Consider the following 20,517-nt stretch of genomic DNA (forward strand, 5'->3'; position numbering starts at 1 on the left):
GTCAGGCGCCCAGTTTCCGAAGATTGAGCCTGTTCCGGGGTATGATGACCGATTTCTGATGCGTGTAAAAGGCTTCTGCAGCGCGCCCGCCTTCGGCGCCGACGCCCGATTCCCGGATGCCGCCAAAGGGCGCATGCAGGTCGCGCATCATCGGCGTGTTGCACCAGATGGTGCCGGCAGCGATGCGGTCCTGCGCCGTCAATATCCGGTCGATGTCGCGGGACCAGGCATAGCCGACCAGCCCGAACCGCGAATCGTTGGCGATGCGATAGGCCTGTTCGTCGGTGTCGAACCGCATCAGCGACGCGAAGGGACCGAAAATCTCCTCCTGGCACAGGCGATGGCTGTTGGAATCGACTTCCGCCACGGTCGGGCTGAAATAGAAACCGCGGTCGAAGCCCTTTGGCCGCTCGCCGCCGACCAGGATGCGGGCGCCGCGGTCGGCGGCGTCGGGGACGAAACCCATCACATGCCGATAGTGATTGCGGTTGGCCAGCGGGCCGACTTCGGTATCCGGAGCGCGCGGGTCGCCGACGCATATGCGGCGGGCGCGTTCGACCAGCGCCTCGGTGAAGCGATCCGCGATGCCGCTCTGGACGAGGATGCGCGAACCCGCCAGGCATTGCTGGCCATTGTTGCTGAAGATGCCGAGCAGGGCGCCGTCGAGCGCCTGATCGAAATCCGCATCGTCGAAAATGATGTTCGCCGACTTGCCACCCAATTCCATGATCGACGGCTTCAGATTTTCCCCGGCCGCCGCCATGATCCGGCGGCCGGTGTGGGTGCCGCCGGTAAAGGAAATGCGGTCGGCGTGGGGATGGCGGACCAGCCGTTCGCCGACGCTGGCGCCGAAGCCGTTGACGAGATTGACGACGCCGGGGGGCAGGCCGGCGCCCTGGATCACCTCGACCAGCCGGGTCAGCCCGAGCGGCGCCTGTTCCGCCGGCTTGAGGACGCAACTGTTCCCGAAAGCAATGGCGGAAGCGACCTTCATCGATCCCAGCGCCAACGGGGAATTCCAGGGCGAGATCAGGACCGCGACGCCCACCGGCTCCCGCCGCACGAGAGTCAGATAATCCCTGGCTTGCTCATATAGTTCGCCCGCCATCTGACCGATATAATCCGCAAAGAAGCGGAAATTGCCGGCGGCGCGTATCGCTGCTCCGTTGCGGATCTGCGCCAGCGGGATGCCGGTATTGGAACATTCGATCTCGGCGATCTCGGCGGCCGCGGCCTCGATCGCATCGGCGCAGGCGCGTAATATCCGTTGCCGTTCCTCGACGCTCATCAGGCGCCAATCGCCGCGCTCGAAGGCGGCGCGCGCCGACGTCATCGCGCGCTCCACCAACGCCTCGTCCGCTTCGGGGATTTCGGCGATCACCTCTTCGTTGGCCGGGTTCACCACGGGAATCGGCGCGCCCTGGCCGACGAGGGATTCCGAATCGATGATTGCGCTTGGTGTCCAGGTCATTGCGAAGGTCCGGTCGGAAGGGCGGTGGCGGCAGCCAGGCGCGGACCCCAGTCCTCCACGGTCGGGGCGGAAATATTCGCTACGTCGCAGAGCCGCATGGCCAGACAATAGTTCGATGAGACCAGCGGCGGCCCCGATCGGCCGTGGGCGTCCGCGATCAGGCGCAGCGACGGCATGCCGGTGCCGCTCAGCAGGATCGCGTCGACCGGCAAGGCGCTCAGCGGCGCGGTCACCCGGCCGGCATCCGTGCTGCCGAGGGCGTAAATGCCCCGCGTGTCGGCGATGGCCGTCTCGATCTCGCGTACCTCGGCGACCTCGAACCCTTCGGCCTGCCAGAAGGCCAGCGCCGCCTCTGCCAGCGCGCCCCGATAGGGAGAGGCCAGCGCGATGCGCCGTGCGCCCAGGGCCCGCAAATGCCAGGCGATGGCATCCGTCGCCGTCACGATCGGATAGCCGAAGCGGGCTTCCAGCGACGTGAGCATCGCAGCCTGAAAGCCCGGAGGCATCAGGTAGGACGACCCGGTGCAGCCGAAGCCGAAAACCGTCGGACGCAGCGTGTCGTATCGCGCCAGCGCGTCGGGCAGGCTCCACAGATATTCGCGCAGCCGGTCCAGCGATTCGGGCGCGGAGCTGGCCAGCCGCGTGGTCTGGAGGAGGGCGTTCTGCGGCAGCAATATCCGCATTTCCGCTTCGACGGTGGGATTAGCCTGCGGCGTTCCGATACCGATGATTCCGGCGCGGCCATAGTCGTAGCAGGCGCTCATGCGATCGCCGCCGCCTGGCGCAGGCCGGTGATCATCGACGTACGCAGCAAATGCTCGCGCGCCTTGTCGCGGTCGCCCGCGATCCGTTGCAACTCGCGCAGCATCTCGAGCCGGCGCGCGGGTGCGCGTTCCTGCATCCGGGCACGGTTCCGGTCGGCCTGGACGAGAATCTCCTGCTCCGCGATCGGTCGCCGCCGCCGTACATATCGGTCGAGCAGGTCGAGTGAGCCGCCGTTCGCGATATCGGCCAGCGTGGCCACCAATTCGTGCGCGTCGTGAATTCCGCCGTTCATTCCCATGCCGCCGGAGGGTGAATTCAGATGAGCGGCGTCTCCCGCCAGCACGATCCGGCCGTTGCGATAGCGATCGACGATCCGCATGTGGATGCGATAGGGCCGGATTTCCTCCACCACATAGGGTTGGCCGGTCGGCACGATCTGTTGCAGCTTGCGCTCCACATTTTCCGGTTGCGTCGCTTCCTCTATGCTTTCGCCCGCGTCGGGATAAAGGCTGCAGCGCCACAGATCGGGCAGGCGCATGAGGCTGAAGGTGCCGCCTTCCTTCCAGACATAATTGACGTTCGACAGGCCTTCCAGATGCTGGTCGAACGGAAAGCGCGTGGTCGCCAATATGGTGGTCTCCGGATAGGTCTTTCCTTCAAAGGCGGTGGCGACCATCCCACGAACCGTGCTGCGACCGCCGTCCGCGCCGATCAGGAAGCTGCCTTCGACTGTCCGCGACTCCCCCGCCGCATCCTCCGCGGTGACGCGGACGCCGTCCGCGTCCTGCTCGGCGGCGATCACCTTCATCCCCATGGCCACGCGGCCGCCGCGTTCGACGATCTGCGCCATCAGGATTCGGCACAGCGTCGATTGCTTGCACTGAAGGCGATAGGGATGGCCGGTGTCGTCGGCGATGGTGCCGAGATCGAACACCACCCGTTCTCCGCCGGGATGGATGCGGATTTGCCAGGTCGGCGTGATCAGCCCCTGGGCAATCAGCGGCTGCGCCGCGCCCAGCCTGTCGAGCATGTCGAGCGAGGGCGGATGAAAGGTCGAGGCCCTGAGGTCGTCGGCGAGCCGGGTGTCGGCTTCGAGGACGAGGAAGGGGATTCCCTGCTCCTGCAGCAGGCGGGCCGCCGTCAGTCCGACCGGCCCCGCGCCCGCGATGATGACTGGTTTGATCCGCTCTGCCATTTGGTTCTCGCTGATGTGATTTGTATTAGATATATGATGATTCATCGGGCGTAAATGGCTTGCTGCCGCCCAGCCCAAATCGCTGGTTCGTTTCGCCGGAATATGCTGTAGAAGATGGCGCGCCGCGATCGGGGCGGGCCACGGGGCCGATGACGCGGTCCTCCCGCCCTTCCTCGGCAGACGCAGAATTCGGGAGTCCTGATTGTCCACCGGAAATCACGAAGGCATCGCCGTCGATCGCCAGCAGGCCATTCCGCTCTATCATCAGATATTCCTGCAACTGCGCGAAGAGATCACCAGCGGCGAGCGCGCCTTCGGGTCCCGCCTGCCGACCGAGCAGGAATTGTCCGCGCAGTTCGGCGTGTCGCGCATAACCGCGCGGCGCGCCCTCGACGAACTGGCTGCGCAAGACTTTGTGGAACGCAAGCGCCGGGTGGGAACGACCGTGGCCTTTCGCTCGCCAGCCAAGCCCTTTCAGGGGGACATCGACCAGGCGGTCGAATCGCTGCTGAATTTCGGCCGGTCGACGAAGGTGAAGCTGCTGGAAATGGAGCGGGTGCCCGCACGCGCGCCGATCGACGAGGCGTTGCGCGTCGAGGCGGGAACACCGCTGCTCCGCGTCGTCCGCGTCCGCACTTTCGATCGGCATCCGGTGGGTCATTTCGTCAGCTATATTCCGGTCGATGTCGCCGGCCACATGACGCGCGCGAACCTGAAGACCACGCCGATGCTGGCGCTGATCGAACGCGCCGGCGTCCGGATCGGCGCGGCGCACCAGACGATCTCCGCAACCCTGGCCGACGCCGCGCTGTCGGCGGTGCTTCAGGTCGACATCGGCTCTCCGATCCTGCGCGTCAGCCGCACGGTGGAGGATAGGCAGGGTCAGCCGGTGCAGCATATTCTGGCCCAGTTCCGCCCGGACAAATATCAGATTCGGCTGGATCTTCATTCGCCGGCCATCGACGCGCAACTGCTGTGACGCACCGCGCAACGACGGCCGGGAATCGACGTCAGCTATTTTCCCTCACGCCAAAGCGGCGGAGACGGAGGAAGGCATAGGCGTTCATGCCGATGCTGATGAGCAGCACGGCGAAGGCCGACAGCAGGATGCGGCCGAGGACCACATAGGGCGCTTCCTTGCCATATTCGAACTTGGGGAAGTCGTCATACATCGAGGAGTCCATGATCTCCCGCTGCAGATAGCGCGGCGTGAAAAACTGCTTCCATTCCTTCTGAAAGGCGAAAACCTTGTCCATATAGGCATTGTACCGGTCGGTGCTGTTGCCCGAAATCTCGTTCAGGGCGTTCTGCATCGCGACCGCGGGAGACAGAAGCTGGAACCAGCCGACGATCGCCTCCTGCCGTTCGAGCTGGCCGCGGAATTGCGCGAAGACCGGTTCGACGGCTTTCTCCAGGGCGTCCTGCCGGGCCAGAAAGACGGTCAGATAGGTTTCGGTTTCCTTTTCGGGCAGCATTTCGACATGGTCGGTGTAATAGGCCTTCGTCGTGTCGTCCTCCGCCTTTTCGGCGGCGATCGAGGCGTCCCGCATCGCGACCTTCAATTCCATCCGCGACGGTGCCGGATAGGCGGTGGTCGCCGTCAGGCTGATCAGCGCCGGCAGGACTACCACGATCAACAGCCATGCGCCCGACAGGATGGTCACATTGGTTTCCGACGACTTGTTCAGCGAATTGACGAAAACGCCGAGGCCGAACCAGAACAGCGAATAGATGAAGGTTGCGAGCAGGAACAGGCCGAAGCGGACCCAGGCGTCGGGATCGTCGAGCACGCCCAGCGCGGAGCCGGAGAACAGCATGGCGTACAGGCCGATGATCACGATGACCAGCATCAGCAGGGCGATGCGCGACAGCAGCTTGCCCGCCATGAAGGTTCGCAGCGACACCGGCTGAGTCATCGCCAGCGCCAGCGTTCCGCTTTCCTTTTCCCCCGACAGCATGTCGTAGGTGAGTGCGATGATGAACACGGGCAGCAGGAAAATGACGACGAAAGATATGTCGAAGGTGCCCGTCATCAGGTTGAGCGGATTTTCGATCTCGAAATTGTCGGACATGTTGAATTTGTTCTTCATGTCCACCAGCGTGTAGTTGCGCTGAAGATCCATTTGCCCGACCGCGAAGGCGGCCAGACCGGTGGGCGGCAGGATCGCCACCTCCTTCACCAGCTCGCCGCCGACCGCGCCGGCATTGGTGCCCTGCGGCGACTGACCCGGGCGCGGCGGCGCGTGGTTCACGGGAGCGAATACGCGCGGGATGCCCCGCTCGGCGGTGAAACGTTCATAGGCGACCAACTGGTCTAGGACGCGCTGCTTGGCGGCCGCCTCGTCAGCCACCGCGACCACGGCGCTCTTGTTCTGGCGCTCGACGGCCCGCGTCCCGTTGTAGATGCCGAACACCATCGCCGCGGCCAGCAGGCCCAGCATGAACAATGTGGCCGGCGATTTCAGCAACTGCCGGACTTCATGCGAAAAGATTATCTTCAACATGATCTTTTTCCCTTATTGGGCGCGGAGCCGGCGGACGGCGGCGAAGGCAAAGGCCGCCATGAGCGCGCACCAGGCGGCGAGCAGGACGAGGTTCATCCGCTGGCCTTCGAAGGATTCCGAAAGCGTCGGGGGATTGTATCGATAGGGCTTCACCTTGCCGAACACCTCCTCGCCGGCGATGTACAGGGGGTCCTTCATCGTCGTGTTTTCGATTAGTTCGTTGTTCATCTGGCGGATCATGCCGATGCGAAAATCCTGCACCGTCTGATTGAAGCGCTCCTGGTCGACGAGCCCGGTGCCCGACGTGGCCATCGAGAGCGACCGTAGCGGGATCAGCGGCGACAGCAGGCCGAACCGGTCCTGGACCGCCTGCTGACGAAAGAAGGTCTCGCGCAATTGTCCCAGGAACTTCTGGTAGATCGCATAGTCGCGATCCTCGATGATCTGCATGGAATAGGCGACCCAGTAGATGGGCAGGTCCCGGACGCTGGCGACCTTATATTGCTTCAGCAATTGGCGCCGGGCGGTTTCGATATGCCGCCCCTGCGGCAGCGCCAGCAGGCCCTTTGCGCCCTTCATGCCCTCCAGGCTGGTTTGCCGCGCCAGATGATAGAATTCGGAATAGGTGGGGGTCGGCGTCACCATCTTCGATATGTCCGCCGCCGCCTTGGGCAGGATGAACGTCGCCATCGCCCAGAAGCCGATCAGCGCGATCAGCGCCCCCTTTGCCGTGCGCGCGACGGCGGATACCCCCAGCGTGAGGAACAGGAAGGCGAGCGCATAGAGCAGATAGAAAAGGAGCAGCAGCAGGCCGCGTTGCCCGACCTGGGCATTGTCGCCGGGCAAGCCGAAGGTCAGAACGCCGACGCCGATCAGGATGGCCGGCAGCGCGACAAGGCCGACCGCCGCCGACGTGCCGAGCAATTTGCCGAGCAAGAGAGTCCGGCTGCTCACGCCGAGGCTCATGACCTGCCGCAACGTGCCGCTTTCCCTTTCGCCGGCAAAGGCCGAAAAGCCCATCAGGACGATGAGGAGCGGCAGCAGGACCTGCAGCGTCATCGCAGGCGTCAGGTCGCCGAACCGCGACACGGCGCCATTGTCCTGCGCCGGGCGGTTCTGGGCGAAATTGGTCTTGTGCGCTTCCAGCCAGACGACCGATCCCGCATAATTGCCGATGCCATTGTCGAAAAAGGCCAGCGTCCCCTGCGGCTTATAGGCATAATTGCCGAAATGGGCGGCGGTGTGCGGGTTCTTCTTGTCCTGGCTCAGCCATTGTTCATTGTCCCGCGCCTGCGAGGCTTCCTGGATCGAATGGAGCGACTGATAGCGCTGATACCCCGTGAGGAACGAGGTCATGAGCAGCAGCAGCATGATGACGATGGCCCATTTGAAGCGGCCGTCGCGGATCAGGCAGATGAATTCCTTGCGGGCGATGTCCCTTATCATGGCGCGCCCCTCAATATTTCATTTCTTCGAGGTAGATTTGCTCGACCTCGGCGTGGCTGACCTGATCGGAGTTCATCTCCCGCACCAGTTCGCCCCGCCGCATGATGCCGAGGCGGGTTCCGGTCTGCTTGGCGCGGAACAGGTCGTGCGTCACCATCAGGATGGCGACCCCGGTCGATTTCAGGTCCAGCAACAGCTCGGAAAACTCGTTGCTGCTCTTGGGATCGAGGCCCGAGGTCGGTTCGTCGAGAAGGATCGCCCGGGCCTGCTTCGCCAGCGCGATGGCGATGCCCACCTTCTGGCGCATGCCCTTCGAATAGCCGTCGATATTCTGCTCGACCGCCTCGCGTTGCAGGCCGCACTCGTCGAGCAGGCTGCGATATTTCGCCTCGTCATAGTCGTGCCCGCCGAGCTTCGAGAAATAACGCAGATTCTCGAGGCCCGTCATGTTCCGGTACAGCATGACGTTTTCGGGGATATAGGCTATGCATTTCTTGGTTTCGAGCGGCTGCTGCTGGACATCGATGCCATTGATCAGCGCCTGGCCGCCAGTCGGCTGGATGAAGCCGAGAAAGCAGTTGACCGTCGTCGTCTTGCCGGCGCCGTTTGCCCCGAGCATGCAATAGATCTCGCCGGCCCCGACCTTGAGGTCCAAGCCCTTCAAGGCGACGTTGGAGCCATATTCTTTGCGTAACTGGATAGCCTCGAGCATCATGGTTCCTTGCTATTCATATCGGATTGGACCGGCCAGAAAGGCCGCGACGTCTTCGGGAGCCGGCTCGCCGGCGCGGCCTCGATAAGGGGGGTAAGGGGGCGCAGCCATCGATCGTCCGCTGGCGGCGCCGCGGCGGCATAGCCGGAACCGTGCCGGATCATCACAATCGCCTCTCCCTGGCCGGTTCGCCGGCGCACCGCACCTGCCAACACATCATGTTATCACATTGACATAATGACATGTGTAATGGAGTTGTCAACTCCCTCTCCGCTCGCCTCGGGGTCGTCGGTGCGCGTGGCTGGGTAAGAGCTGCGATCATCGGCTTTTACCCTCTGCCTCGAGTGCCGGAGCCGTCGTTCGGCGGCCATGACGAGCATAGAGGGTAGGCAACAGGAACAACGTCAGCAGCGTCGCCGAAACGAGCCCGCCGATGACCACCGTCGCCAGCGGCCGCTGCACCTCGGCGCCCGGACCGGTGGCGATCGCCATGGGCAGGAAGCCCAGCGAGGCGACAAGCGCGGTCACAACGACCGGCCGGAGCCGCATCATCGCCCCGTCGCGTGCGGCCTGTGCGCGGTCGGCGCCCTGCGCCACGAGCCGCTGGATCGACGTCGTCATGACGAGGCCGTTCAGCACCGCAATGCCCGACAGGGCGATAAAGCCGACGGCGGCCGAGATCGAGAATGGCAGCCCCCGGACGAACAGCGACAGGACGCCTCCGACCAGGGCGAAAGGGACACCGGTGAATACGATCGCGGCATCGCGGACGCTCCCCAATGCGCCATAGAGCAACAGGAGGATCAACACGAAGCAGCCGGGCACGACCAGCATCAGCCGCTCACTCGCGGAGCGCAGATTTTCGAACTGCCCGCCCCAATCGAGATATTCGCCCGAATGCAGGCGGACCTGTGCGTCGATCGCCGTCCTGGCATCGGCGACGACGCCGGCGACGTCGCGCCCGCGTACATTGGCCTCCACGACGATGCGGCGCTTTCCGTTCTCTCGGCCGATCTGGTTGGGACCGTCGGTCACGCCGATGTCCGCGACGCTTTGCAGCGGCACGAATCCGCTGCCTGGCAGCGGCACCGGCAACTGGCCGAGGGACTGGAAATCGGCGCGGCTGTCGTCGGCGAGGCGAATGGTGACGGCGAAGCGCCGATCGCCCTCGAAGATCACGCCCGCCTCGCGCCCGCCGATCGCCGCCGACACGGTGTCCTGCACCGCCTGCGCCGTGATGCCGAACCGGGACAAGGCGTCGCGGCCCGGCCGGATGTCGAGCATCGGCAGGCCCTCGGTCTGCTCCACCCGAACGTCGACTGCGCCTGGGGTCTTGCGGAGGATGGCGGCGATCCGGTTGGCGGTATCGCTCATCGCGCCGAAATCGTCGCCGAAGACCTTGACCGCGATGTCGCCGCGAACACCGGCAATCAGTTCGTTGAAGCGCATCTGGATGGGCTGGCTGATCTCGAAGGCGCCGCCGGGCATGGCTTCCAGGACTCCTTCGACTTTCGCGACCAGCGCGGCCTTCGACAGGCGCTTGTCCGGCCATTCCGCTCTGGGCTTCATGATGATGAAGGTGTCGGAGATGTTGGGCGGCATCGGATCGGACGCCAGGTCCGCCGTTCCCGTCTTGGAAAAGACGAAGCGCACTTCCGGCAGCTTTGCGATCTCGCGCTCGATCCGCGATTGCATCGCCTGGCTCTGATCGACCGAGGTTCCCGGAACGCGCAGGATCTGCGCGGTCAGGTCGCCTTCGTCGAGTTGGGGAAGAAATTCCTGCCCCAAAGCCGTGAAGGCCAGGATCGCGGCCAGAACCGCACCAACGCCGATCCCGATCGTCAGCGAGGTGCGCGCCATCGCCCGTTCGAGGCCGGGTTCATAGCGGCGCTTGAGCCAGGACAGGAAGCGACCCTCCTTCTCCTCGACGGGCTTCGACAGCCATATCGCGGTCATGGCCGGAACGAAGGTCAGCGAGAGAATGAAGGCGCACAGCAGGGCGAGGATGACAGTCAGCGCCATGGGCGTGAAGCTCTTGCCCTCTATTCCGGTCAGGGTGAGCAGCGGCACATAGACGAGGATGATGATCGCCTGCCCGAAGACCGATGGCCGGATCATCTCGCGCGCCGCCTCGGACACCACGGTCAGGCGGTCTTCGAGCGCGAGCGGCCGGCCGAGATGCGTCTGGCGTTCGGCGAGGCGTCGCAGTGCGTTCTCGACGATGATGACGGCGCCGTCGACGATCAGGCCGAAGTCGAGCGCTCCCAGGCTCATCAGATTGGCCGAGACGCCGCCTTGCAACATGCCGAAGCTGGTCATCAGCATGGAGAGGGGGATGACCAGTGCCGCGATCAGCGCCGCCCGGAAATTACCGAGCAGCAGGAAGATCACGACGACGACGAGCAGCGCGCCCTCGGTCAGATTCTTCGCCACCGTCCGGATGGTGGAATGGACGAGCGCAGTGCGATCGAGCACGGGCTGAATCGCGACGTCGGTTGGCAGCGAGGCGTTGATTTCCTCCAGTCGCTCGGCAACGGCCGATGCGACGGTGCGGCTGTTCTCGCCGATCCGCATGATCGCGGTACCGACCACGACCTCCCGCCCGTTTTCGGAAGCGGAGCCCTGGCGCATGGCCTGGCCGAGGCGGACCTGGGCCACGGAATCGAGCCGGATCGGCGTGCCGGCGCGCGTGGTGACGACAATGGCGGCGAGCTCGTCGATGCTGCGGATGCGCGCATCGGACCGTACCGCCAGGCCTTCGCCGCCCCGATCGACGACGCCCGCGCCGATCCCGGCGTTATTCTCCTCCAGCGCGCGCGCGAGGTCGGTCAGGGTCATACCGAGCGCGGCGAGGCGCTGCATGTCGGGAACCACCTGATATTGCTTGACGTGCCCGCCGATGGCATCGACGCCCGCCAGTCCCGGGGTGTTGCGAAGCAGCGGTGCGACGATCCAGTCCTGCGCCGTCCGCAACCAGGTCGCCTTGTCGGCGGCGGTGACCAGCCGTTCGCCGTCCGGCGTGATATAGCTGCCGTCGGGCTGGATGCCGGGTTCGCCCGGCTTGTGCGTGTCCTCTTCGCGGTGCCGGAACTGGACGGTCCACATATAGACCTCGCCCAGTCCGGTCGCGATCGGTCCCATGGTGGGGACCGTGCCTTCGGGCAGGCTTTCCTCCGCGACGCGCAGTCGTTCCGCGACCTGCTGGCGCGCGAAATAGATGTCGGTCGATTCGGTGAAGACCGCCGTGACCTGCGCAAACCCGTTACGGCTCAGCGAGCGGGTATATTCGAGGCCGGGAACGCCGGCGAGCGCGGTCTCGATCGGAAAGGCGACCTGCGTTTCGACCAGCTCGGGCGACAGGGCCGGCGCGGCAATGTTGATCTGCACCTGGTTGTTGGTGATGTCGGGCACCGCGTCGATCGGCAGGCGGCCGATCGCCCAGCCTCCGATGACGGCGGCGATCATCGTCATCAGCAGGACAAGCCAGCGATGCGCGACCGACAGGGCGACGATGCGGTCGATCAGGCTCAATGTCCGTGCTCCGCTTCGCCTTTTCCGAGTTCGGCCTTGAGCGTGAAGCTGTTGGCCGCGGCGATCCGTTCATCGCCTCTCAGGCCCGAGATCACGACGACATGGTCGCCGCTTTGGGGCCCCAGAACGATGGGTGTTGCCTTGAAGCCGTGATCGGTGCGGACGAACACGGTCGGCCGCCCCTTGATCGTCTGGATCGCCCCATGCGGGACCAGAATCGAGCCCGCGTTCGCGCCCCGAAGCCGGATTGACGCCGTGACGGGCTCCCCGACGCGCCACTGCCCCGCGCGGTTGTCGATGATGGCGATGGCCGTCACCAGGCCCGTCGCCTCGTCGAGCACCGGCGATATGAAATCGACCTGCGCCGCCGATTTTCGGTCGCCGGACAGAATCTCGATCGTCGATCCCGGTGCGACCTTGCCGGCATCGGCCGGCGACAGCGAAAGCGAGACCGCGACGCTGGAGAGGTCGGCAACGCGGAACAGTTCGGCATCGGCCGCGACCGTCTGTCCCAGCGTGACGCTGCGCGCCACGACCTGGCCCGACAGCGGCGAAACGATCGCGATCCGGTTGAGCGCGCCGCCGCCGCCACCCGCCGCCGCGACCTGTTGGCGGGCCAGGCGCAAGGCGATGCGCGCTTCGGCCGCGGCCGTGCGGGCCGCGACCAGATCCTGCTCGGGCGAGACCCGTTCGTCGAACAGCCGCTGTTCGCGGCGCAGGGTCGATTCCGCGAGCGCCAGTCGCGCCTGCGCCGCTTCTACCTCGCCGTTGAGCAGCGCGGCCTCGCGGCTTTCGATGATCGCCAGCGCCTGGCCGCGCCCGATCGGCTGGCCGAGATTGCGGGTCAGCGAAACCACCCGGCCCCCGATCGCCGCGGATACGACCTGCATGCCCTGCGGATTGCCCTCGATGGTCGCCGGCACGGTCAGCGCTCCGGCGCCGCCGCGGACGACGGTGACCAGCTCGATTCCCGCGCGGTGAATCTGCTCGGCGCTGAGGTCGATCTCGCCGTCTTCGTCATCGTGCCCGGCTTCTTCCCCGGCGGGCGGAGTGGGTGCTTTTTCCTGACAGCCAGCCACCAGCAGCGCGGTGCAGAGCGGCAGCATGATAATCCTGTGGAATGACATGATCATTCTCCCAAAGCGGACGGTGCGCGCATCGTCAGCCGTTCGAGCTGCGCCTGGGCGAGGTGGTAGGAAAGCAGGGCGTCGATCGCGGCCAGCCGCGTCTCGGCCAGCGTCCGTTCGGCATCGAGCAGGTCGAGCTGGCCGAATTTGCCTTCGCGATAGCCGATGCGGGCGATGCGGGCGGTCTCCGCCGCCGCCGCGAGGGCAGGGCCCGTGGCGGTCGCCGCGGTCGTCGCCGCGTTCGCCAGGTTTGCCTGTGCGCGCGCGATGCTCCGGTCGGCTTCCATGGCCGCCAGGCGCCGCTGTGCATCCGCCCGCCGGCGTTCCGACGACGCCTGCGCGAGGGCGGCCTTGCCGCTGTTGAACAAGGGCAGGGGGATCGACAGGCCGATCAGCGCGGCGGTGTCGCCGGTCTCTTCGAGGCGGCGCGCGCCGGCGCTGACCGTCAGGTCGGGAATGCGCTGCGAACGGGCAAGGCGAACGCCCGCCTCCGCCACCGCGACATTGGCTTCCGCCTCGGCAAGCGCCAGGGTGTCCGCGCTGTCGATCGGTTCCAGCGGGCCGTAATGGCTCGCGACGCTGGCGAACCAGTCCTCATCCAGCGGCCCGGCAACGGGCGCACCGATCCGCCGAGAGAGGGAAAAACGCGAGGTCTCCACCAGCCGGCCGGTGCGCTCGACCTCCGCCTCCGCATTGATCCGCGCGAGCTCCGCCCGCTGCATTTCGATGGGCGAGGCGCGGCCGGCGCGAACCCGCACCTCGGCGGCGCGCAGCGCATCCGCGGCGATCCGCGCTTGCTCGCGAGCCGTGACCAGCCTGCGCTCGGCCGCTACCGCCTCTGCATAGCTTTGGATGACGTCGGAACGCAGGTCGGCCTGTGCAGCCGCTGCCTGGATCGCGGCGCGACGCGCCTGCGCATCGGCTACGTCGATTCGGGCCGATCGCTTGCCGCCCAGTTCGACCGGCAATTCTATCGTGGCGGTGACCTCGGCTCCGCCCAAGGCGCGATAGGGACCGCTGCCCGCGACATTCTCTGCATCGATGGCAAGGGAGGGGTTGGGGCGCAGGCCCGCTATCTGCCGGCCGGCCTCGGCGGCGCGCAGTTCTGCCGCGGCGGCGTCGAGCGACGGAGAAGCAGCGCCCGCCAGCTCCAGCGCACGGTGCAGCGTCAGCGAAGGTGCTGTCCCGGCGGACGGCGCGATATGGGCCTGTGCCGCGCAGGCGCAGCACAGGGCGGCCAGCAGGGCCGCGATCGATCGGTGCATGATGGAATACTCCTGACAAGTCGGACCAGCCCGCTTCCGGCGCGGGCGAAGGAACGCATGTCAGGCGATGGGTGGCCTCAGGTCGGAACCGGCGGCGCCGTGCATGGGCCCCGCGATCTCTCGGGGCATAATGGGGCCGTCGATCGCAAGATGGGCGCCGTGGACCGCGGCACCGGTCAATATCATCGTATGATGGCCATGGCATCCGCCATGCTGATGGGGCGCCGCCTTGCCGCTGTCGTCGGGATCCGAACTGGCGTCCGCGTCGTCATGGCCGGCGACCGATGACGCCGACACGCCGTCTTCGCAGGCCACGGTTTCTGCGCCATGCGCAACAATCCCCAGTCCCAGCGAGAGGATGAGCAGCGAAGCCGCCAGCAGGATGAAGATACGAGGCATCGTGTCTATACCGTTACCGCGCGGTCCTGCTTGCCATCATCGGCGCGTGGATTCAAATCTAATGCGATTTCTTCGTCGGGACAAGGAAGGGCGGGGCAGGCCGTCGAGAGCCATCCAGCCCTTCCTCGTTCCGGGCGGCGTCATCTGAAGGAGAAATTGGCCCGCACACCGCAGCGGCGCCCTTCGCGCGGCTGGATCTGATAGACGACCTCGCCATTGATGTTGCGCGAGTTGAAGCCGACGCTGGCGTCGCGGTCGTTCAGCATGTTGTTGCAGAAGGCGCCGAGCCTTACCCCTTCCTTCTCCAGCGAGAAATTCAGGTTGACGGTGCTGTAGGAGGGCACCCAGGCAAGGTTGACCGGCGTGTCATATTGCTTGCTGCGATAGATATAATCCATGCGCAGGGTCGCATCGAAGCCCGCGAAGGCCGGAGCGGTGAATTGCGCGCCGCCGTTGAACGAGTGCTTCGACGTGTTCTGGATACGCTTGCCGCTGGCATCGCCGCCGGGGAAGCCATAGATGTCGGCATTTTCGACATTGTAAGCCGAGAATACCGCATCGCGATATTTGGCGTCGTTCAGCGAATATCCGACATTGAGGATAAAGCCATCGGTCAGGACGGCCGAGCCTTCGAACTCGATGCCTTTCACCCTCGATTTCGCGGCATTGGCGATTGCGGTCACGGTGCGGCTGACGCTCGCCACGAACAGCGTGTTGGAAACCTGCTGGTTGGTCCAGTCCACATAATAGGCCGCGATCGAGCCCGTCAGGCGCCGGTCGAGCAGGTTGAACTTCAACCCCGCCTCATAGCTCCAGGCCTTTTCGGGCTTGTAGGTCGCCCATTCGGGCAGGATGTTCGGATTGGCCGGCGTGGCCAGCACGGACACGCCTGCATTGATGCCGCCCGACTTGGTGCCCTTTGCCGCGGACAGATACAGCGACAGATCATCACTCGGCCGATACTGAAGGATGACGCGCGGCGTGAAATATTTGAAGTTCGCCTTTTCGAGGCCGGATCCCACTCCGCCGGGCGCGGCGCTCAGGAAGCTGTTGTCGATCTGCTTGTCTTCCCAGGTGTAGCGCCCTTCGGCGGAGACGATGAACTGGTCCGTCAGATTGAGGTCGACGGACGCGAAGGCCGACAGGAATTCGGCCCGCGCAGACGTGATTTCGGCAATCGGGATGACGCCGTCCTCGATCACTGCGATCGTGTTGGCGACCGGATTCGGTCCCAGCGGCGTGTTGGTGATGATCTCGCCGCCCTGGCGGCGGGTCGAATCGACGTTGAGCCGGCTGTAATAGCCGCCGATGGCCCAGTTCAGGAACGAATTGCCGGTGGATTGCAGGCGCAGTTCCTGACTGATGGCGTCGCGCTTTTCCTTCGTGCCCGACAGCGTCTGCATCAGCAGCCGGCGCGGCGACGAGCCGGGCGCCCGCGGCGTCAGCAGAAAGATCGTGCCGTCCGGGCTGCGATCCTGGTCGGCCAGCGTGTCGAAGGTCCGATGATCGTAACCGGAGATCGACGTCAGCATCAGATTGTCCCACTCGGCCGTCACGGTCAGATTGCCGTGGACGGCTTCGCTGTCACCCGCGAAGGCGCGGGGGTCGTAGGTGAAGTCTTCGTTGGGATCAGTGTGTAGTTCGCCGCGATAGAGCGTGCCGTATCCCGACGGCGCACCGCGGGACACCGTCCGGCAGCACAGGTTGGGATCGTCGGTCGCGACGGCGTTGCGCGCGAAGGTGTTGACGTGGCTGTCCTCGTAGGAGAGCTGAAGCACCGCCTTCACCCTGTCCGACATCTGGGCGAGCAGGCCTGCCCGGGCGAACCAGGTTTCGCGCGCGGAAAGCCGCTGGCCGCTGACAGCGTCCTTGTAATAGCCGCCGCTGTTGTCATAGCCCGCGTCGACGCGCATGGCGACCTGTCCGGGAAGCAGCGCGCCGTTGACGAAGCCCGTGATCCCGCGGCGCTCGCCGTCGCCGAGCACCGCCGAACCGCCGGTCTCGAAATCCATCGTCGGCTTCTTGGTGATATAGTTGATCGCGCCGGCGAAGCTGTTGCGGCCATATTGCGCGCTCTGCGGCCCGCGCAGGATCTCGACGCGCTGTATGCCCTCCATGAAGATGGTGGAACTGCTGAAACCGTCGATATAGACGCCGTCGATGAAGGTCGCGACGTTCGTTTCCTCACCGGCGCGGCTCGACTGCGACATGCCGCGAATGACCGGACGCGCGGTACTGACGCCGCCGGGCGACGAGAAGTCGAACCCGGGGGTCTGCAGTGACAGGTCGTCCTGATTGTTGATGTTCCGCTCTGTCAGCGTCTCTCCGCTGAAGCTGGACACGGCGAGCGGCGCCTGGAGAATCGACTCCTCCTTGTTGCGCGCCGTCACGACGATATCTTCCTGCGCCCGCGACGACGAGGCGGAGGACTGGTTCGAGGGATCCTGGGCGTGGGCCGGTGCGGCCAGAAGCAGCGGCACGGACATGGCGGTCGCGATACCCGAACCCAATTTGAACCTGATCCCATTCATTTGCATAGTCCCCTCTGTCCAGTCCTGATCGGATGCGTCCGGATTCCCGTCGAATTTGCCATGGTCCGGATAGTCGGCCCAGGGCGGCCTCGGTCGAGCCGGTCCGCTATATGTTATATAGACATAATGATATAATAAAATGCCCTGTCAACCCGCATTCGACAGGGGATGTTGTCAAGGCCGGCCTTGTCCCGGCTACGGGTCGCGTTTCGCGGAAAACCGAGGCTTTGCGGTCCGCCGGACCGGCGCAACAGGCCGGTCCGGCGCTGGCAGAGGCAGGGCGATTCGGGCGCGGCCTATCCCTGCCAGAAGCTGGTCCAGCGGAATTTGTCTTTCAGATAATCATAGGCGTCCCGCTTGGTTTCGGGCACCCGGGCAAGCCACATATTGGGATCGTAGCGTTCCCGATAATCGTCATAGACGTGCCGGTAGAGCGAGAAATGGACATCGGGGATGCGGTGGGCCTTTCGATAGGATTCCATGTCGAACACCGCGCGCCGCTTGGTCTCGAACTTGTCTGCCTCCGCCAGGACGACGCCCTTGGGGCCGAAGATGGCCGACCGGCCGACCCAGTCGTTCCGCGGCGCCTGTTCGACGAAATAATTGTCCGATGGCCGGAACGTGTCGATCGAATTGTTCACGATCGTGACGAAGACATCGTTGTGATAGGCGGTCAGGCGCATGTCGTGCCATTCGCAGCCGCCGGTGGCCGTGCGCAGGATGATCTCCGCGCCCTTGAGCGTCATGCAGCGGAACAACTCCGGTTCGAACTGGACCGACGACAGGGAGATGTTGCCGATGTCGGTCCGCTCGACGGGGATGACCGCGTCCAGTCCGTACATTTCGACATAGCGGTCATAGACATCGTAGATCGTCGTGGTGAACTGCTCCACGCCGGGCCACATGCCGCGCATGTTGCGCTGCTTCCAGTGACGCGCGATCAACTCGCCCGTGGGCGCGATCAGCAACTGGGTGTTCATCGTGTGCCCGGCCCAGTCGTCGTCGAGCATCTGGCAGCCGAAGGCGATGTAGCAATTATACTGCCGGGCCTTCTTTCCCAACTCCTGAATCTCCGGACCGTCGGGGTGACGCGAGACGCGCAGATATTGCGCCAGGTCCCAGGGCGCGAAGCCGTGCAGCGGAAATTCGTGAAAGCACAGAAGATCGCAGCGACCGCCGGTCTGTTGGGCCTTGTCGATCGCGTTCAGCATATAGGCGAGATTGTCGCGGATACCCGCTTCGGGATTGTCGCCGTCGACGGCACGGACGGGCGTCTGGACGATCCCGACCGCCACCTTGGCCGAGCGCAGGGGCGCGGTTTCATAGGTGCCGTCGTGTCGAACGAACCCATCGCGACGTTGTGACATTGCTTTCTCCTCCGCTGAACATATTCTTGGCGGAGCCTATTGCATGAAGAGGAGTATTGCAATATCATTATGATGACATGATGTTTTAATTTCGAGGGCAACGCATCCTATGCTGATCAACAATTGGTATGTGGCTTCCGAGGCGTCCGAAGTCGTCATGGGCAGCCCCAGGAAGGTTCGGATGCTGGGATTCGACTTCGTCCTGTTTCGCGACGGAACCGGACGGGTGGCCTGCTTGTCGGACGTCTGCATCCACCGCGGCGCGTCGCTGAGCAAGGGGCGGTGCGAGGGTGACAGGGTGGCCTGCCCCTTTCACGGATGGGAGTTCGACGGCGAGGGGCGGTGCCAGAAGATTCCCGCCCTTGGCGACACCAAGGTACCGAAGCGGGGGCGCATCGACAGTTATCCGACGAAGGAGATTTACGGCTGGATCTGGGTTTTCCTGGGCGACCTGCCCGAGGACGAACGCCCCGAGCCGCCCACCCTGCTGCCCGAATATCACCAGACCGATGCGTGGCGCACCACGCGCATGGTGATCGAGGCGCCGGTGAACTGGACCAAGTTCGAGGAAAATTCGCTCGATACCGCGCATCTGTCCTTCGTCCACAAGGCGTTCGGCAACCGGATGGACCCGAAGGCGTCGCTGGTGCCGATCGAGCGCACAGCCTATGGCGCGCGCGTCGCCCGCGAGCGCACGCCGCCCAAGCCCGAGGCGAAAAGCGGCATATTAGGCGAACTGCTCGCCCAGCCGCGCGGCAAGACACGCGTCGAGCTGGAATTTTCGATATTGGGCCTGTGCCATCGCATCAATCCGACCTTCCGGCCGGGCATGGCGCAGGTGGTATTTTCGGCCTCGACGCCGATCGACCCGCACCACACCCGCCAGTTCGGCCTCCAGTCCCGCAACTATGCGATCGAACCCGACTATGACGCCGAGCGCCTGGAGGGTCGGCGCGTCGCGATCGGCGAGGATATCGCCGTGGTGTCCACCGTCCGCCCCGCGGTCGGGCCGACGCCCTTCTCGGAAGAATTCCTGACGCGCGCAGACGAAATGGAAACGCGGTTCCGGACGATGCTATTCCGCATGATCGAGGCCGGTTGGGAAATCGACTATGCGAAGGTCGAGGCGGAGTGGGACCGGAAAGTCTATGTCATCCCCAGCCCGGAACGCCGCAAGGACCCCAAGAACTGGGTGCATGAAGCGGTCCCCATGACGCGGCCCCGCGATCCGGATTTCGGGTGGCATGCCCTGGCGGCCGAAGTTTGCCAGCCGGTGGCGGAGTCTTCTGAATGAGCGGCGCCGCGCGCACGCCGGTCGCCGGTGCAGGGAGCATCGTGACGTTTCAGCCCGGCGACCTGCTTCTTGCGGCCAGCGATGTCGACGACCGCAACATCGACCTGCGCAACCATCGCGGGCCGGGGCGCATCCTGCACGTCGGTGCCGCGTTCGATGCGAAATCGACCCTGTGGACCGGCGTGGAAGGGCTGTTGGTCGGCCTGGCCATCGATCCGGCCGACGGCAGCGTCTGGGGTGCCGATCCGACCGCGAGAAAGCTGATCCACCTGTCCCCGGGCGGCGAGGCCCTGTCGGTTCCGGCGTTGCCCGAGCGGCCCTGGGGAACGGTCGTCTTCGATGCCGACGGGCGGATGATGCTGGGCGTGCACACGCGCCGGGGGCCGGCGCCCGACGACATCTTGGGAGCGGCGAATCTCGTCCGCCTCGAAGGCGAGGGCTGGCGCGGCTTCACGCTGCGGTCGGACGGCGGCCACGCGGGTTTCCACCAGGTGTCGTCGATCGCGCTCAAGGGCGCGGTGGCGGCGCATCTGGCCGAAGGCGGGCGCCGGATATTCCGCCACGACCTCGATGCCGACCGGCCGCTCGATCCCTTGCTCGACATGGAATCCGGGGGCGGCGAAGGCCGCGTCTTCGGGGTTTGCGCGCTGGCGGAGGGCTGGCTGGCGGCCACCGGCGACAGCGTCCTGCATCTCGAAGAGCAGGGGCGGATCGTCGCCCGCTGGTCCATGCCGTCCGAACGGGGGTGGACGCGCGTGACCCCGGCGAAGAACGGCGAGGAATTCTTCGTCAATAATTTTCTCGAAGGCGTGATCGAACGGCGGCGCGTCGCCGACGGACAAGTCGTGGCGCGCCATGACATAGGCCGGAAATGCGCGCTGTGCGGCGTCGCTGAGGTCTGAGATGAAGG

The 20,517-nt window shown here is 65.1% G+C and carries 15 protein-coding genes; 3 read left to right on the forward strand and 12 right to left on the reverse strand.

All coding sequences use genetic code 11. The annotated features are described in order from the left end of the window. Position 1 precedes the first annotated feature (1 nt). From FHR21_RS11890 to FHR21_RS11900, 3 genes are read right to left on the reverse strand one after another with little or no spacing between them, the layout of a single operon-like run. Complete coding sequence (locus FHR21_RS11890) at positions 2-1,471, reverse strand: aldehyde dehydrogenase (RefSeq protein WP_184098530.1); 1,470 nt, start codon at positions 1,469-1,471, stop codon at positions 2-4. Beyond that, positions 1,468-2,235, reverse strand: a complete 768-nt coding sequence (locus FHR21_RS11895; protein ID WP_184098532.1) for a maleate cis-trans isomerase family protein — start codon at positions 2,233-2,235, stop codon at positions 1,468-1,470. The genes FHR21_RS11890 and FHR21_RS11895 overlap by 4 nt, the downstream gene beginning before the upstream one ends. Next, positions 2,232-3,431: an FAD-dependent oxidoreductase gene (locus FHR21_RS11900; RefSeq protein WP_184098534.1), complete on the reverse strand. Its 1,200-nt coding sequence runs from the start codon at positions 3,429-3,431 to the stop codon at positions 2,232-2,234. The genes FHR21_RS11895 and FHR21_RS11900 overlap by 4 nt, the downstream gene beginning before the upstream one ends. Positions 3,432-3,633: 202 nt before the next feature. On the opposite strand from FHR21_RS11900, the gene FHR21_RS11905 reads away from it, so the two are divergent. Beyond that, a complete protein-coding gene (locus tag FHR21_RS11905) occupies positions 3,634-4,410 on the forward strand; it encodes a GntR family transcriptional regulator (protein ID WP_184098536.1) in 777 nt (258 codons plus the stop codon). 31 nt (positions 4,411-4,441) lie between these two features. Here FHR21_RS11905 and FHR21_RS11910 read toward each other — a convergent pair whose 3' ends face one another. The 9 genes from FHR21_RS11910 to FHR21_RS11950 form a co-directional block, all read right to left on the reverse strand. Next, a complete protein-coding gene (locus FHR21_RS11910) occupies positions 4,442-5,935 on the reverse strand; it encodes an ABC transporter permease subunit (RefSeq protein ID WP_184098538.1) in 1,494 nt (497 codons plus the stop codon). A 12-nt stretch (positions 5,936-5,947) separates the two neighbouring features. Continuing rightward, positions 5,948-7,381 carry an ABC transporter permease subunit gene (locus FHR21_RS11915; RefSeq protein ID WP_184098540.1) on the reverse strand — a complete coding sequence of 478 codons (1,434 nt, stop codon included), beginning with the start codon at positions 7,379-7,381 and terminating at the stop codon, positions 5,948-5,950. 10 nt (positions 7,382-7,391) lie between these two features. Next, the gene (locus tag FHR21_RS11920) at positions 7,392-8,093 is read right to left on the reverse strand and encodes an ABC transporter ATP-binding protein (RefSeq protein ID WP_184098542.1); all 702 of its coding nucleotides are present in this window, start codon (positions 8,091-8,093) and stop codon (positions 7,392-7,394) included. A gap of 318 nt (positions 8,094-8,411) precedes the next feature. Beyond that, positions 8,412-11,618 (reverse strand): efflux RND transporter permease subunit, encoded by a 3,207-nt coding sequence (locus FHR21_RS11925; protein WP_184098710.1) that lies wholly within the window; start codon positions 11,616-11,618, stop codon positions 8,412-8,414. Positions 11,619-11,620: 2 nt separating this feature from the next. Then, on the reverse strand, positions 11,621-12,751 hold the full coding sequence (locus FHR21_RS11930) for an efflux RND transporter periplasmic adaptor subunit (protein WP_184098544.1): 1,131 nt from the start codon (positions 12,749-12,751) through the stop codon (positions 11,621-11,623). A 2-nt stretch (positions 12,752-12,753) separates the two neighbouring features. Further along, a complete protein-coding gene (locus FHR21_RS11935; protein WP_184098546.1) occupies positions 12,754-14,016 on the reverse strand; it encodes a TolC family protein in 1,263 nt (420 codons plus the stop codon). Positions 14,017-14,076: 60 nt separating this feature from the next. Next, on the reverse strand, positions 14,077-14,415 hold the full coding sequence (locus FHR21_RS11940) for a hypothetical protein (protein WP_184098548.1): 339 nt from the start codon (positions 14,413-14,415) through the stop codon (positions 14,077-14,079). Between the two features lie 140 nt (positions 14,416-14,555). Then, positions 14,556-16,901, reverse strand: a complete 2,346-nt coding sequence (locus FHR21_RS11945; RefSeq protein ID WP_184098550.1) for a TonB-dependent receptor — start codon at positions 16,899-16,901, stop codon at positions 14,556-14,558. Between the two features lie 341 nt (positions 16,902-17,242). Then, a complete protein-coding gene (locus tag FHR21_RS11950) occupies positions 17,243-18,313 on the reverse strand; it encodes a nitrilase-related carbon-nitrogen hydrolase (RefSeq protein ID WP_184098552.1) in 1,071 nt (356 codons plus the stop codon). A gap of 109 nt (positions 18,314-18,422) precedes the next feature. Here FHR21_RS11950 and FHR21_RS11955 point away from each other — a divergent pair, with 109 nt between their 5' ends. Next, positions 18,423-19,607 carry an aromatic ring-hydroxylating dioxygenase subunit alpha gene (locus FHR21_RS11955; RefSeq protein ID WP_184098554.1) on the forward strand — a complete coding sequence of 395 codons (1,185 nt, stop codon included), beginning with the start codon at positions 18,423-18,425 and terminating at the stop codon, positions 19,605-19,607. Further along, positions 19,604-20,509: an SMP-30/gluconolactonase/LRE family protein gene (locus FHR21_RS11960; protein WP_184098556.1), complete on the forward strand. Its 906-nt coding sequence runs from the start codon at positions 19,604-19,606 to the stop codon at positions 20,507-20,509. The genes FHR21_RS11955 and FHR21_RS11960 overlap by 4 nt, the downstream gene beginning before the upstream one ends. The last annotated feature ends 8 nt before the right edge of the window (positions 20,510-20,517 follow it).

This window comes from Sphingopyxis panaciterrulae, assembly GCF_014199295.1.
Taxonomy (GTDB): domain Bacteria; phylum Pseudomonadota; class Alphaproteobacteria; order Sphingomonadales; family Sphingomonadaceae; genus Sphingopyxis; species Sphingopyxis panaciterrulae.

Coding starts and splice junctions, on each gene's coding strand:
- FHR21_RS11955 (WP_184098554.1), top strand. CDS start 18,423: ATGCTGATCAACAATTGGTATGTGGCTTCCGAGGCGTCCGAAGTCGTC.
- FHR21_RS11935 (WP_184098546.1), bottom strand. CDS start 14,016: ATGCACCGATCGATCGCGGCCCTGCTGGCCGCCCTGTGCTGCGCCTGC.
- FHR21_RS11895 (WP_184098532.1), bottom strand. CDS start 2,235: ATGAGCGCCTGCTACGACTATGGCCGCGCCGGAATCATCGGTATCGGA.
- FHR21_RS11920 (WP_184098542.1), bottom strand. CDS start 8,093: ATGCTCGAGGCTATCCAGTTACGCAAAGAATATGGCTCCAACGTCGCC.
- FHR21_RS11960 (WP_184098556.1), top strand. CDS start 19,604: ATGAGCGGCGCCGCGCGCACGCCGGTCGCCGGTGCAGGGAGCATCGTG.
- FHR21_RS11915 (WP_184098540.1), bottom strand. CDS start 7,381: ATGATAAGGGACATCGCCCGCAAGGAATTCATCTGCCTGATCCGCGAC.
- FHR21_RS11930 (WP_184098544.1), bottom strand. CDS start 12,751: ATGTCATTCCACAGGATTATCATGCTGCCGCTCTGCACCGCGCTGCTG.
- FHR21_RS11945 (WP_184098550.1), bottom strand. CDS start 16,901: ATGTCCGTGCCGCTGCTTCTGGCCGCACCGGCCCACGCCCAGGATCCC.
- FHR21_RS11950 (WP_184098552.1), bottom strand. CDS start 18,313: ATGTCACAACGTCGCGATGGGTTCGTTCGACACGACGGCACCTATGAA.
- FHR21_RS11910 (WP_184098538.1), bottom strand. CDS start 5,935: ATGTTGAAGATAATCTTTTCGCATGAAGTCCGGCAGTTGCTGAAATCG.
- FHR21_RS11940 (WP_184098548.1), bottom strand. CDS start 14,415: ATGCCTCGTATCTTCATCCTGCTGGCGGCTTCGCTGCTCATCCTCTCG.
- FHR21_RS11890 (WP_184098530.1), bottom strand. CDS start 1,471: ATGACCTGGACACCAAGCGCAATCATCGATTCGGAATCCCTCGTCGGC.
- FHR21_RS11900 (WP_184098534.1), bottom strand. CDS start 3,431: ATGGCAGAGCGGATCAAACCAGTCATCATCGCGGGCGCGGGGCCGGTC.